At 66.9% G+C, this 14,064-nt stretch carries 8 protein-coding genes; 1 reads left to right on the forward strand and 7 read right to left on the reverse strand.

Features of this window, described 5'->3' with window-relative positions:
• Nucleotides 1-113: 113 nt before the first annotated feature.
• Nucleotides 114-1,088 (reverse strand): RluA family pseudouridine synthase, encoded by a 975-nt coding sequence (locus tag ABB28_RS00950; protein WP_057506832.1) that lies wholly within the window; start codon nucleotides 1,086-1,088, stop codon nucleotides 114-116.
• Nucleotides 1,089-1,496: 408 nt separating this feature from the next.
• On the opposite strand from ABB28_RS00950, the gene ABB28_RS00955 reads away from it, so the two are divergent.
• Nucleotides 1,497-4,970 (forward strand): Rne/Rng family ribonuclease, encoded by a 3,474-nt coding sequence (locus ABB28_RS00955; protein WP_057506833.1) that lies wholly within the window; start codon nucleotides 1,497-1,499, stop codon nucleotides 4,968-4,970.
• A gap of 177 nt (nucleotides 4,971-5,147) precedes the next feature.
• On the opposite strand, the gene ABB28_RS00960 is transcribed toward ABB28_RS00955, so the two are convergent.
• From ABB28_RS00960 to ABB28_RS00985, 6 genes are read right to left on the reverse strand one after another with little or no spacing between them, the layout of a single operon-like run.
• Complete coding sequence (locus tag ABB28_RS00960; protein WP_057506868.1) at nucleotides 5,148-6,083, reverse strand: endonuclease/exonuclease/phosphatase family protein; 936 nt, start codon at nucleotides 6,081-6,083, stop codon at nucleotides 5,148-5,150.
• Nucleotides 6,084-6,088: 5 nt separating this feature from the next.
• Complete coding sequence (locus tag ABB28_RS00965) at nucleotides 6,089-9,256, reverse strand: discoidin domain-containing protein (RefSeq protein WP_057506834.1); 3,168 nt, start codon at nucleotides 9,254-9,256, stop codon at nucleotides 6,089-6,091.
• The gene (locus ABB28_RS00970; RefSeq protein WP_042615044.1) at nucleotides 9,253-10,089 is read right to left on the reverse strand and encodes a carbohydrate ABC transporter permease; all 837 of its coding nucleotides are present in this window, start codon (nucleotides 10,087-10,089) and stop codon (nucleotides 9,253-9,255) included. Before ABB28_RS00970 ends, ABB28_RS00965 begins: the two co-directional genes overlap by 4 nt.
• Entirely contained in the window at nucleotides 10,086-10,967 is an 882-nt protein-coding gene (locus ABB28_RS00975; protein WP_057506835.1) for a carbohydrate ABC transporter permease, read from the reverse strand. The genes ABB28_RS00970 and ABB28_RS00975 overlap by 4 nt, the downstream gene beginning before the upstream one ends.
• Nucleotides 10,964-12,334, reverse strand: a complete 1,371-nt coding sequence (locus ABB28_RS00980) for a sugar ABC transporter substrate-binding protein (protein ID WP_083491852.1) — start codon at nucleotides 12,332-12,334, stop codon at nucleotides 10,964-10,966. The genes ABB28_RS00975 and ABB28_RS00980 overlap by 4 nt, the downstream gene beginning before the upstream one ends.
• The gene (locus ABB28_RS00985) at nucleotides 12,303-13,907 is read right to left on the reverse strand and encodes a glucoamylase family protein (protein WP_057506836.1); all 1,605 of its coding nucleotides are present in this window, start codon (nucleotides 13,905-13,907) and stop codon (nucleotides 12,303-12,305) included. Before ABB28_RS00985 ends, ABB28_RS00980 begins: the two co-directional genes overlap by 32 nt.
• Between the last annotated feature and the right edge of the window lie 157 nt (nucleotides 13,908-14,064).

Below are 14,064 nucleotides of genomic sequence, written 5' to 3' on the forward strand. Positions count from 1 at the left end.
AACGAGGCCCGCAGGAGCGGGTTTTGCCGTCCCCCGCACAGCCCCGGCGCCCGGCCCAACCCGGGATGCAGCCCGAAAACCACCCGCCGCGAGGGGCTCCGCCGTTCGCCGACCTACTTCAACCGATCCAGCGCCTCGACCAGTTCCTCGGCCAGCGGCGCGTTCAACACGTAAGGGGTCTTGCCCGCGTCCAGCGCGAATTCCAGCGAGGCCGCATGGAGGAACAGCCGCTTCAGCCCGATCTGGTCACGAAACCGCTTGTTGACGACCGGATCGCCGTACTTGTCGTCACCGGCCACCGGATTACCCAGGTGCTGGGCGTGTACGCGGATCTGATGGGTGCGCCCGGTTTCGATCCGCACCTCGCAGTAGGAATGGCCGCCGCGGCGCTCCAGCACCTTGAAATGGCTGATTGACGGCTTGCCGATCGCATTCACCTGCACGTGCCGCTCGCCACCTTGGCGCAGGCCCACGTGCAGCGGCGCATCCACCGTCATGGTGCCGTCGGGCATGCGCCCGGCCAGCAGCGTCAGGTATTTCTTGCGGATGCCGGCACCATGGTCCTCGCGCAGCAGTGCCTGCAGCTCGCTGAGCGCCGAACGCTTCTTGGCCACGATCAGCAGCCCGGAGGTGTCACGGTCCAACCGGTGCACCAGCTCCAGCGTCTTGCCCGGACGCAGCGCCCGCAGCGTTTCGATGGCACCGAAACTGATCCCGCTGCCGCCATGGCTGGCCACCCCGGAGGGCTTGTTCAGGGCCAGCAGACGCTCGTCTTCATAGACAATGGCCTGCTCCAGCCGGCGCATGAACGACTCCGGCGGGCCAGCCTTGTCTCCCTCCTCGCTGAGATGGACCGGCGGGATGCGGATCACCTCCCCGCCCTCCAGCTTGCGTTCGGCCTTGGCGCGGCCGCCGTTGACCCGGACCTGGCCGCTGCGGACCAGCTTGTAGACCAGGCTGCGCGGCGCCCCTTTCAGTTGTCCGAGCAGGAAATTGTCCAGCCGCTGTCCCGCCCGGTCGTCGGGTACGGTGATCATGCGCACGGAAGGCTTGTCGGAGTTGGGCTTTGCGGGGTCTTGAGCAGTCATCAGCCTGTTTATTCTGTTACACTCGGGCGGCGAGATAAGGGATTGATTTCGTTGGAAGTTACTCCGGGCCAGAAGCCTGTCTTCCAACGAATCCGGCACAGTGCGCGACCACCGCCCCCGGGGCGGCCATGTTAGCGGCTCACCGGCGCTCCCGGCCATCGCCGATTGCCTGACACGCAGTCGCGCTGAACATGTCCCGTGTGGCGCTCCAGTTTAGGCTGACAGCTGCCGCCGGTCCCGCAACACCCAAAAACCAGATAACAAGAGCGCTCCCGCGGCCTGCCGTGGTGTCGTAGCGCTGGAAACCCGGGCCACCCTCCCCGCGCCTGCGCGAATGGGCGGCCAGCCGTATCCAGAGGCGAAACTCCATGGCGTTCCGCGCGGTAGCCGCTTGCGAGGAACGCAACAATGAAGCGAATGCTGATCAACGCCACGCAGGCCGAAGAACTGCGTGTCGCCATCGTGGATGGCCAGTCGTTGTATGACATCGACATCGAGCAGCCGGCCAAGGAACAGAAGAAGTCCAATATCTACAAGGGCCGGATCTTCCGCATCGAGCCCTCGCTGGAAGCCGCCTTCGTCGAATACGGCGGTGGCCGCCATGGCTTCCTGCCGCTGAAGGAAATTTCCCGCGATTATTTCCAGGCCGGCGTCGACCACAACAAGGCCGGCATCAAGGAGCTCCTGCGCGAAGGCCAGGAAATCGTGGTGCAGATCGACAAGGATGAACGCGGCAACAAGGGCGCTGCCCTGACCACGTTCATCTCGCTGGCCGGCCGCTACATGGTGCTGATGCCGAACTCGCCGAGCGCCGGTGGCGTCTCGCGCCGGATCGAAGGCGAAGACCGCGCCGCGCTGAAAGACGCGCTGGACAAGCTGAACATTCCCGACGAAATGGGCGTGATCATCCGCACCGCCGGCGTCGGCCGCGATGCCGAAGAGCTGCAGTGGGACCTGGATTACCTGCTGAACGTGTGGCGCGCCATCGCCGAAGCGGCGCTGAGCAAGCCCGCCCCGTTCCTGATCTACCAGGAATCGCGGCTGATCGTGCGCGCCCTGCGCGACTACCTGCGCGCGGACATCGGCGAGATCCTGGTCGACACCGAAGAGATGTACCAGCACGCCCGCGAGTTCATGCAGCAGGTGATGCCGCAGACCCTGCGCAAGCTCAAGCACTACACCGACGACATCCCGCTGTTCAACCGCTTCCAGATCGAGTCGCAGATCGAAGGCGCCTACGAGCGCAACGTGCGCCTGCCGTCGGGCGGTTCGATCGTGGTCGACCAGACCGAAGCACTGACCGCCATCGACGTGAACTCCTCGCGCGCCACCAAGGGCAGCGACATCGAGGACACCGCGTTCCAGACCAACCTGGAAGCGGCCGAAGAAGCGGCCCGCCAGCTGCGCCTGCGCGACCTCGGCGGCCTGGTGGTGATCGATTTCATCGACATGTCCTCCAACAAGCACCAGCGCGAGGTCGAGAACCGCCTTGCCCAGGCGCTGAAGTACGACCGTGCCCGCGTGCAGGTCGGCCGCATCTCGCGCTTCGGCCTGCTGGAAATGAGCCGCCAGCGCCTGCGTCCGAGCCTGGGCGAATCCAGCCAGCTGGTCTGCCCGCACTGCGACGGCCACGGCCGCATGCGCAGCGTGGAATCGCTGTCGCTGTCGATCATCCGCGTCGCCGAAGAGCATGCGATGAAGGAGAACACCGGGCAGGTGCTGGTCCAGGCCCCGGTCGAGATCGCCAACTACCTGCTCAACGAAAAGCGCAGCGCCCTGCGTGAAATCGAAGCGCGCCACGAAGCCCCGATCGTGATCGTGGCCGACGAGCAGCTGCACACCCCGCACTACACCGTGACCCGCCTGCGCGAGAACGACCTGGGCGAGGAAAGTGGCAAGCCGAGCTACCAGCGCGGCACCCCGCGCAAGCTGCCCGTGCATGCCCTGACCAAGGGCCAGCTGAACATTCCGCCGCCGGCCGTGACCCAGGTCCAGCACAATTCTCCGGCCCCGATCCGCGAAGAAGCCGCGCCGCAGCCGGCACCGGTTGCCGTGGCCGCTCCGGTCGCTGCACCGGCCGCTACCGGCGGCGTGGTCGGCTGGTTCAAGCGCATCTTCGGTGGCGAACCGGCTGCCGCACCGGCTCCGGCACCGGCCGCACGTTCGAACGGCGCTGAACATGGCCGCAAGGACCGCAACGGCAAGGATCGCAACGGCAAGGACCGCAAGGACCGCCGCGACGACAGCCGCAGCGCCGGCAATGGCGCCCCGCAGGCACAGGGCCAGGGCCGCAAGGAACGAGGCGAACGTGGTGAGCGTGGTGAGCGCCGCCAAGGCAACGGCCAGGGCGGCAACGCGCAGGTCGTGGCCTCCGCCAACGCGCAGGCCGGCAGCGGCAATGGCCAGCAGCAGCCGAAGCAGCGCCAGGAACAGGGCCAGCAGGGTGGCAAGCAGCGCAATGAGCGTGGCGAGCGCACCGAGCAGGCCCAGGCGCCGGCACAGGCCCAGCAGCAGCCGAAGGTGAAGCAGCCGCGTCAGCCGCGTCCGCAGGAAAGCGACAAGCCACAGCGCGACGGCAACGACATCGCCGCCGCCGCTGCCGCGGCAACCGTGCCGATGGGCGTGGACGCAGCTGCCGACGCGGCCGCCGCATCGCGCCTGGCCAACCAGCAGCTGCGCGGCGAAGTGGCCGACACGGTCGCTGCCACGCCGGCGGCGCCGCAGGCAACGGAAGCAGCAGCACCGATCCACGCTGCCGTGACCGATGCCGAAGCGGAAGCAGTGAATGCAGTGGGCACCGAAGCAGGTGCCGACGGCATCAGCGCGCCGGCCTCTGAGGACGGCAATGGCGAGGGCGGTTCGCGCCGTCGTCGTGGTCGTCGTGGTGGTCGTCGCCGTCGTCGTGGCAATGCGGAAGGCACCGCCACTGATTCGCTGGGTCATGACGATTCGGACGAAGACGACAATGACGCCGACGAGCAGGACGTGGCTGCGGTCTCCGGCCTGGCCGATGTGGCCGGTACGGAAAAGCGCGAGCCCGCCTCGACGCGTCCGCAGCCTGAGTTCGACTTCGATGACGAAGGCGACGCGCCGGCTCCGGCCGAACGCGAAAAGCGTGCAGCTGCCGTGCTGGCGACCGCCGCCATCGTGCCGGCTGCCGCCAGCGCGCTGACCGCCTCGCCCGCCGCGGTGGTGGAAGCCCCGAAGGCCGTGGAAGCGCCGAAGGTTGAAGCCGCGAAGGTCGAGGCCCCGAAGGTGGAAACCGCTCAGGCCGAGGCCCCGAAGGTGGAAGTTGCGAAGGTCGAGGCCCCGAAGGTGGAGGCCCCGAAGGTCGAGGCAACGGCCGTCGAGGCAGCGGCCCCGCCGGCAGTGACCGCCGAGATCGACCGTCCGCAGCACGATGCCGTCACGCCGGTGCAGGCCGACGTGCGGAAGCCTGAAGCGCCCGTCGCTGCAGCGCCCGCTGCGGCAGTGCCGGCCGCCGCCGAGCAGGCTCCGAGCTGGCAGCCGGTGCCGCAGGCAGCGCCCAAGGTGGAGGCCGTCCAGGCCGAAGCCGAAGCGCCGAAGCCTGCCGCCATTGCAGCACAGCCGGCACCGGTGCAGACCAGCATGCTCGACGCCATCGATGCCGCTGCGCCGCAGGCTCCGGCCGTCACCGCACCCGCGGCGATTGAGCCGGTCGTGACGCCGGTTGCCGCTCCGCTGCCGGCTGCGGTTGCCGCCCCGGCCGTGGTCGAAGCGGTCGAAGCCGCCGAGCCGGCCATCCTGGCCGGTGGCACCGATGCCGCCGCCCAGGCTGCGGTCGTGGCCCAGCCGGCAGCGGACGCCGAATCGGAAGCCGAGGACGACAAGGCCAAGCCGGGCAACCTGCCGCAGGGCTGATCCCCTGCCGTGGTGCAAACGAAAACAGCGGCCTTCGGGCCGCTGTTTTTTCATGCGTTGGTGGCGCCGAGCCGTGCTCGGCGAGCGCAGCGGCAAGGGCGTGACGACCAACGGTCGCCACCCACCCGCGCAGAAGCTGACGGCCAGCGGCCGTCACTACCCGGCCAGCGGCCGGCGCTATCTGGGCGCGGACGCGGTGTCCGGTGCGAACTGCAGGCGCGTCCACACGCCGTAATGGTCCGACGCCCAGCGTCCGCCTTCGTCGGGCTGGTCGAACAGGATCTTCGCCTCGCGCGCCAGCAGTTGGTCCTGCTGGAAGAAGATGTGGTCGATGCGCGATGGCGCCTCGAAATAGTGCCGGTTGAGCGTGCTGACCTGCGCCAGGTCATTGTTGATGTGCACGCTGCCGTAGCTGTCGCCGTAATGACTGCGCAGCTCGCTCAGGTCACCCGCATCGACCATCGCATTGAAGTCACCGGCGATCACCACCGGTGCACCCGCCGAGGTGCTGCTGATGAAACGCAGCAGGTCTTCCACCTGGGTGCGGCGGGTCTGGATGCCCTTTTCATCGGAACGTTCATTGAGGTGCGTGGCGTAGACATTGACCGGCCTGCCATCGACCTCGATGCGCAGGTGGCCCACGGTGCGGTAGTCACCCAGTGGCTGCAGCAGGTGCTGGCCGCGCGCCAGTACCGGCCGGCGCGTCAACAGCGCATTGCCGTAGCGCTTGGCCGCCCCGGGCGGATCGGTGGATACGAACAGGTACGAATAGCCCAGTCGAGTGGCCAGCCATTCGGCCTGGTTGCGCACGTTGCGCTTCTGGATCACCTCCTGCAGCGCGATCGCATCCGGCTGCAGGCGCTGCAGTTCGGCCAGGATGGTCTTGCGGCGCCCGGGCCAGTCCTCGCGGTCATGGTGCAGGTTGAAGGTCACCATGCTCATGCCCGCCTCGCGCGTCGCGCCGACCGGCGCGCTGTTCAACGCAGCGACCGCGGCACGCGGCGGGGCATCCGCCGACAGCGCCACACCCGGCAGCAGCAGTGACACGCACACGGCTGCACCCAGCAACGTCCGCACGACACCTTGCGTGCCCTCCCCGCCCCTCACCCGCATGCTGGTCACCCCTTGCGTTCGGCCCGGCGCACGGCGGCCGGGACCTCGATCTCGATCTTCGCCGGCACCTGGTGCACGTGCAGTTCGCCGCCGATCCATTCCACCGGCTCGCCATTGATCGTGGTAGCGCCGGGCTCGCCCGCATACGGCCACGGCAGCACCAGGCCACCGGCAGGCGGCAGCACGCCGGCACCGACGTCCAGCACCAGTTGCCTGTCGCTGCGTTGCAGCCGGTAGTCCAGCTGGCCCTGCGGCGTGCGCAGTCCCTTCACCGCGATGCCCTGCCCCTCGAACCAGCGCACCGGCACGCCCGCGGCCAGCACCAGCGCCTGGTCCACGTCACGGTTGTAGGCAAACATGTCCAGCGCCGAACGCACGAAGTCCGAGGCCACCCAGGCATGCGGCAGGTCGCCGACGAAGAACGGCTTGCGCGGCGTGCGCGACACCACTTCGGCCCACTGGTTCCAGGCCTGCGGCGAGCGGTCCTTGAAGAAGAATTCGGTTGCCTGCCAGGCGCGGTCACGCCAGCCCAGGCGCACGAAGGCGGCGACGTTGCGCCATTCGTACGGGGTGTAATCCTTCCACTCGCGCTTGCCGTCGCGGCGTGCCACGAACTCGGTCCAGTAGCGCTGGAAGGTGTTGTCCAGCTGTGGCTGCGGCAGACGACCCTGCTCACCGCCGGGCGCCAGTGCGATGGTGGTGGAGGTCGCGTCGAAGTCGCCCAGCTCCGCCGATCCCGGCAGGAAGTCGATGCGATGCTGGTCCATCGCCGCATACAGCGATGCCTGCAGGTCGGCGCGGAATTCATCGCGCGCGCCGGTGATCGCCAGCACTTCCATCTTCTGCAGGCGCTCGGCGATGATCCCGGCGTCCTTGTAGCCGCGCAGCGCCCAGAAGTTGTCCCAGTACGAATGCATCGGCTTGGCCGAATAGCCTTCGTGGCTGATCGAGGCCGGCATCATCCCGTAGAACGCCGGATTGCGCGCGCGGTTCTCTTCGGTGCGCTCGCTGGCGCGCAGCCGTTCCATGTAATGGAACGCGCCCACCACGTGCGGCCACATCGCCTCCAGGAAGGCATCGTCACCGGTGTAACGCCAGTATTCGGCGATGTTGTAGATCAGCTCGCCGTGGCTGTCGTTTTCCGGCACGGGGTCACTGCCGCGGTCGTCCACGCAGCACGGCACCTTGCCGTTGTCGAACTGGAACGGGGCATACCACTGCACGTAATCGCGCACCGCATCGCTGCGGCCCATGCGCAGCAGGCCCTCGGAAATCATCGCGCCATCGCGGATCCAGCTGCGCCCGTAGGACCGCGTACCGGGCTGCAGGCGCGGGCCCACGCGGGAAATCAGCATGTGCGCCAGCGCCGTGCGCAGCGTGTCGGCCAGCGGCTGGCCCTCGCGCGGCAACTGCAGCTGCAGGCCATCCAGCTTTTGCCGCCACATCGCCGCCACCTGTGCCTGGGCTTTGCCGGCGTCAAAGCCGCGCGGATTGAAGCTGCCCACCTGGGGCAGCACCAGCGCCACTTCGCGGCTCTGTCCCGGCTCCAGCTTGAACGTGTACAGCAACGCGCCGGACGCCATCCCGGTCGGGTCCTTCACCGAGGTGGTGGTCGGCAGCGTGCCAGCGGCCAGGTGCATCACCTCCAGCTTGCCGTCGAACGGGGTGGCGAAGCGCGCATCCGGCGTCTGCACCGGATACAGCCGCGGCTCGCCGTTGACCTTCACCAGCCCTTCTTCCACATCCAGGCTGTCGATCCGGCTGAAGCCGCCGACGGTGTTGAGGAACTGGGTCGGCGGATTGACCTGCCAGGGGCGGATCGCCAACGCCAGGGTGTATTCGTGGGCCACCTTGTCCGGGTTCTTCAGCGAATAACGCGCCACAAGCTGCGAGGTGTCCGGCGTGCCCTGCACGAAACCGGTGACCGACAGCGACGCCTTGTCATGCTGCCAGTCCACGCTGGCGATCGGCAGGTAGCTGTCCTGCAGCGACTGGATCGGGCTGACGTCGGCCCAGCTGACCAGTTTGCCGTCCAGCTTCAGGAACGGCTCCACGCTGAAGCTGCCACGCGCCATTTCCAGCGCGCCGTCTTCGCTGATCAGCGCCTGTTCGCGGCCGCCATCCAGTCCCAGCAGGGTCCAGCTCGGCTGCTCGCCCACGTACGCGCGCGGCAGCGAACCACGCGGCAGGTCGGCGGCCACCGATGACAGGAACGCATTCGGGGTGGCGGCGAAGGCCAGCGGCTTCAGCGCGATATCGCGGATGCCATAGCGCCAGTTCGGGCCGCCCTGCAGGTCGAAGCGCAGGTAGCGCGCATCGGTTTCCGGCAACGCCAGCCAGTCACGGCCACCACTGCCGGCGGTCACTTCGCGGATCGTGCGCCAATCGCGCCCGTCCTGCGAAGCGCGCACGGTGTAACGCGTGGCCTCCAGGCCGGGCAGCCAGTCGATGACCGCCCCGCCCACTTCGCGCGGCTTGCCCAGGTCCAGGCTGATGGTCTGCTGCTTGACCCCGCCGCTGACCCAGAACGTATCGGCCTTGCCATCGATCATGCGGTCCTGCAGGGCCGGGGCGGTATCGGCCAGCACCTCCGGGTGCAGCGCCGAATCATCCTGCGCGGGCAGGCCCTGCAGGGTCAGCTTGTCGAAGCACACCGTGCCGCGGCCGCCGACCTTGCTGTAGATGGTGAACTCCATCGACGCGCTGCGCTTGAGTTCCTTCTCCGGCGACGGGCCCCAGGCCTTGTCGATGTGGCGCTTGCGGAACTCCACCGGGGTCCAGGCCTTGGGGAACGCGTAGCCCGGGCGGTTGACCCACCACACGTTGTCACCGCTGGCGTCGATCAGCTTGAACTGCAGGTCGTTGGCCGGCGAATCCCCGCGCAGCTGGAAGCCGAAGCGGTAGTTGGCCGGGTAGTCGATGTTCAGCGCGCGGCGCACGCCGACATAACCGGAGACCTCGTGGAAGTCGTAGTCCAGGCACATCGCGCGGCCGCCGCCGGCACCGGCGACGTTGCGCAGCGAGCCGCTGACCTGGTCGGACAGCACCAGCGTCCATTGGCCCATGTCGTCGAAATCGTCGATGACCTTCGGTGCGGGAGCGGCAGGAGGCGGGGCAGCAACTGCCACGCAGGACCACAACAGCGCCAGGCCGGCGACGATTCGACGATTCACCCTTTGACACTCCCCAACATGAGACCCTGGATGTAGTACCGCTGCAGCAGCAGGAACAGCGCGAGCACCGGGATCACCGTGACCACCGCGCCGGCCATCATCATCTCAACATCCATGATGTGTTCGCGTGACAGCGTCGCCAGTGCGACCGGCAGGGTGTAGTGCTCCTGGTCGGTCAGCACGATCAGCGGCCACATGAAGTCGTTCCACGCGCCCATGAAGGTGAAGATGGACAGCGTGACCAGCACCGGCTTGAGCATCGGCAGCACGATCTGGAAGAAGATCCGCATCTCCCCTGCCCCGTCCATGCGCGCCGCTTCCAGCAGTTCATCCGGGATGGAGCGCGCGTACTGGCGCACCAGGAAGATGCCGAACACGGTGGCCAGCGCCGGCACGATCACCCCACCGAAGCTGTTGACCAGGCCCAGCTGCTTCATCAACAGGAACAGCGGCAGCATCGCCACCTGCGCCGGAATCACCAGCGCGGCCATCAGCACCTGGAACAGGCGGTCACGGCCGACGAATCGCAGCTTGGCGAAGGCGTAGCCGGCCATCGTGTTGAGCAGCAGCGACCCGAGCGTGATCGCCACCGACACCAGCAGGCTGTTGGCGAAGTTGACGCCCATGCCGGTGCGCGCGAACAACTCATGGTAGTTGGCGAAGGTGACGTGCGAGGGCGTCAGCGGCGGCGGGAACGTGGTCGCCTCGCCGGCCGGCATCACCGACACCGACACCATCCACAGCAGCGGCGCCAGGCTGACCAGTGCCAGCACCAGCAACCCGCCGTTGATCCACCACCCGTGCCAGCGTGACTGGCCGATTTCGCGACTCATACCATCTGCCTTTTGCGCCCGAAGCGCAGCATCACCGAGGTCACCGCCAGGATGATCAGGAACAACAGGAACGCCACCGCCGATGCACGGCCGAGGTTCCACCACTTGAAGCCTTCTTCGAACATGAAGTACAGCACGCTGACGGTGCTCTGCAGTGGGTCGCCGCGGGTCATCACGTAGGGTTCGGCGAACAGCTGGAAGTAGCCGGACACGGTGATCACCCCGACCACCAGCAGCACCGGGCCGAGCATCGGCAGGGTGATGTGCAGGAACTGCTTCCAGCGCGACGCGCCGTCGATGCGCGCGGCCTCGTACAGGTCATGCGGGATCGCCTGCAGGCCGGCCAGGAAGATCACCATGTTGTAGCCGAAGTTCTTCCATACCGCGAACAGCATGATCGTCGGCATGGCCCAGTCCGGATCGCCGAGCCAGTCGATCGGGCTGATGCCGATGTGCCCCAGCCCGTAGTTCACCAGCCCGTAGCTGGTGTGGAACAGGTAGCGCCAGATCACTGCCACCGCCACCAGCGTGGTCACCACCGGGGCGAACAGCGCGGTGCGGAACAGGGCCTTGAAGCGTGCCGCCGGGGCGTTGAGCAGGATCGCCGCGCCGAGCGACACCGCGATGGACAGCGGCACGCCGATCACCACGAAGTACGTGGTGTTCCACAGCGATTTCCAAAACATCGGCGTCTGCAGCAGGTCGATGTAGTTGCCCAAGCCGACGAAACGCAGGTTGGCGCCGTCGGCCAACGAGTACAGGTCGAAGTCGGTCACGCTCAGCGCCAGCGCCGAAGCCACCGGCAGGCCGAAGAACACACCCAGCACGATCACCGCCGGTGCAGCGAAGATCCAGCCCGCAAGCGAGGAACGGTTCATGGCTGGCCTCCGGTGGCCACGGGCGCGGCATCGCGCTGTTGTTCGATCACCTGCTCATGCATCCAGCGCCGCTTGGCCAGCACTTTGTCCACCCGGTCATCCAGTTCAGTCACCGCAGCATCCTGCGCCTGCCCGCCGCGCACCACTTTTTCAGTGACGATGCGCATTTCCTGCACGATGCGCTCCCATTCCAGCACCTTCGGCGTCGGCTTGACGCGCTCGAGCTGGTCACGGAACGCCGCAGCCAGCGGATCACCGGCCAGCGACGGGGCCTGCCAGGTGCTGCGACGCGGCGGCAGGTCGCCGATGATGGAATGGAAGCGTTCCTGGATCGCCGGCCGCGACAGGAACTCGATCAGCTTCCACGACGCTTCCTTCTGCTGCGCCTTGCGGAAGATCACCAGGCTGGTGCCCCCTGCGATGCCGGCACCAAGGCCGTCCGGACCCGGCAGTGCGGCAGTGCCCCACTTGCCGGCCAGTTCCTTCGGTTCCAGCTTCTTGAACTCGCGGATGTTCCAGGGGCCGGAGATGTAGAACACATTGAAGCCACGGAAGAACTCGTCCCAGACGTTGGAGATCTGGGTTTCGGACATCTTCGGTGCCCAGCCCTTTTCAAACATGTTGGCGTAGAAACCCAGCGTGCGACGGAAGCCGGGGCTGCGGAAGTTGCCGCGGGTATCGTCATCGCGCAGCAGCGGATCGGGCTGCTGCAGGGCGAAGGACAGCTGCTGCTCGAATTCGTTGATCGGCATCAGCACCGCGTAACGGTTCGGGCCCTGCATCTTCTTGATGTCGGCCATCTGCTGTTCGAACTCGGCCCAGGTGCGCGGTGGCGCATCGTGGCCGGCCTGCGCGAGCAGGTCCTTGCGGTAATACAGCAGGCGGGTGTCGACGTACCACGGCACGCCGACCACCTCGCCATGGATCACATTGGTGTCCCAGATGCCGGGGAAATAATCGGCCGGTTCGACCACGCTGGAACGGTCGATGTACGGCTGCAGCGGCTCCAGCGTGTTGAGTTCGGCGAACTCCGGGATCCAGGTGTTGCCGAGCTGGCAGACATCGGGCAGCCCGTCGGCGGCGAAGGCGGTCAGCAGTTTTTCGTGCGCGGCCGTCCACGGGATGTTCTGCACGTCCACCCGGATGCCGGGGTTCTCCGCTTCGAACTCGTGGATCAGCTCGGCCACCACTTCGGCCTCGCGCCCCATCGCCCAGAAGCGCACCGTGGTGCCCTCTTCCTTGCGCGCGCAGCCCCCCAGCACCAGGCCCGCCACCAGCGCGGCGACCCAGCGCAGGCGACGGCCCGGGGACGTGTTCTTCGTTGCCAGCTCCGGCTTACTTGCCGGGGTTGTTGTTGCGCGATGCATTCTTCTGTTCCTGTGCCGCGGCGGCGCGTGATTCTGCAATGCCGACCGCGCGTGCGTCGGCGGCCTTCTCGTCTTTTTCCAGCTGCAGCGGCTGCTGTTCGCCTTCCGGGGTCAGCCAGCCGCCGCTGAAACCAGCGCGCTCCAGCCCCTTGCGGATGTGCGGGTTCTTCTTCATCACCTCCCACACGAAATCGTTGCGGTAGTTGGCGATCATGGTCAGGATCGGGCCCTGGTCGATGCCGATGTAGTCACTCGCCACCCAACCGCGGTCGGGCACCATGCGCCCGGTCTTGATCGGGATGTCGTAGTTGAAACTCGGGTTGAACGAATCCAGGAAGCCGTAGCTGGAATAGATGTAATCACCGAAGCGCTTGTGCATTTCCTGGGTGGCCGGGATCACTTCTTCCGGCGCGAACACGATGGAGGAAATGGCCGCGGTGGGGGCGATGGTGCCGTCGTCGAAATTCTCGCGCAGGCCGGCGCCGCGCGAAGAGTAATGGCGGAACTGGCGCTGCTCGCCACGGTATTCCTGGGTGGTGTTCTGCGGGCCGTCGCTGGCGGTCAGGCCCCAGACGTTCTGGCCGTATTCCTTCCAGTTCATCGGGTTGCTGATCGCATACTCGCGCTGGGCCAGCGCGGCCGAACGGCTGTTGAGGAAATAGGTGCTGCCGCGTTCGCGCATGTAGGCGTCCTGGATATCGCGGAAGTCGATCCAGACATGGCTGTACTGATGGCCGAACAGCGGACCGAAGGACAGGTATTCCTGGCCCTGGTAGACGCCCCAGTCGTTGTCGTAGGTGCGCGTCCACACCGTCCAGGCATCCGGGCTGACCGGATGGGTCGGCGAACCCAGCGCCAGGATGTAGACGATCATCGCCTCGTTGTAGCCCATCCAGTCGTGTTCGATGGTGCCGCTTTCCGGGAACCAGCCCATCGAGATCAGCGGCGAACGCTCCTGCAGCCACGGCCAGTCCACGCGCTTGTACAGGGTCTCGGCGATGTCACGGATTTCCTTCTCGCGCGAATCGCCGCCGTCGTAGTACGACTGCGCGAACAGCACGCCCATCATCAGCAGCGCGGTATCCACCGAAGACAGTTCCACCCAGCTGTCGTAGCGGTGGCCGTCCTGCATGTCCAGGAAGTGGTAGTAGAAGCCTTTGTAACCGCCCTTGCCGGTGCGCTGCGGGCCCATCGGCACATCGCGCAGGAAGCGCAGCGTGGTCAGGGTGCGGTCCACCGCCTGGTTGCGGCTGACCCATCCGTTTTCGATGCCGATCGGATAAGCGGTCAGCGCGAAGCCGACCGAGGCGATGCTCGCGAACGGCCGCGAGGGATAGCGGTCCGGGGTCAGCCCGTTGATCTCATTGCTGGTGTCCCAGAAGAACTGGAAGGTGCGGCGTTCGATGTCATCGAACAGCGGCGGCAGCTCCGGCTTCATCGGGCGCGGTGGCAGGTCGGCTTCGACCAGGATCACCTGCGGGGCCGGCTTGGCCGGCTCGGGCGCGGCCTGCGGCTTGCAGCCGGCGGCGGCCAAGGTGATCGCGGCAATGGTCAACAGGTGGCTTACCCGCATCGGCCCCTTCCTTTTGTGCTGTTCAAGAATGGAGAGCATAACGTCCAATGACCTGAAATCGTTTACAAACGCGTCCCGAAAAAAAACCACCGCAGTGGTTGGACGCCAACGCTCATTGCCCAGCCCACTGCCCCCTCCAGGGCAGTGGGCTGGACAA

The organism is Stenotrophomonas chelatiphaga (genome assembly GCF_001431535.1).
Classification (GTDB): Bacteria; Pseudomonadota; Gammaproteobacteria; order Xanthomonadales; family Xanthomonadaceae; genus Stenotrophomonas; species Stenotrophomonas chelatiphaga.

Coding starts and splice junctions, on each gene's coding strand:
- ABB28_RS00950 (WP_057506832.1), bottom strand. CDS start 1,088: ATGACTGCTCAAGACCCCGCAAAGCCCAACTCCGACAAGCCTTCCGTG.
- ABB28_RS00955 (WP_057506833.1), top strand. CDS start 1,497: ATGAAGCGAATGCTGATCAACGCCACGCAGGCCGAAGAACTGCGTGTC.
- ABB28_RS00960 (WP_057506868.1), bottom strand. CDS start 6,083: ATGCGGGTGAGGGGCGGGGAGGGCACGCAAGGTGTCGTGCGGACGTTG.
- ABB28_RS00970 (WP_042615044.1), bottom strand. CDS start 10,089: ATGAGTCGCGAAATCGGCCAGTCACGCTGGCACGGGTGGTGGATCAAC.
- ABB28_RS00975 (WP_057506835.1), bottom strand. CDS start 10,967: ATGAACCGTTCCTCGCTTGCGGGCTGGATCTTCGCTGCACCGGCGGTG.
- ABB28_RS00980 (WP_083491852.1), bottom strand. CDS start 12,334: ATGCATCGCGCAACAACAACCCCGGCAAGTAAGCCGGAGCTGGCAACG.
- ABB28_RS00985 (WP_057506836.1), bottom strand. CDS start 13,907: ATGCGGGTAAGCCACCTGTTGACCATTGCCGCGATCACCTTGGCCGCC.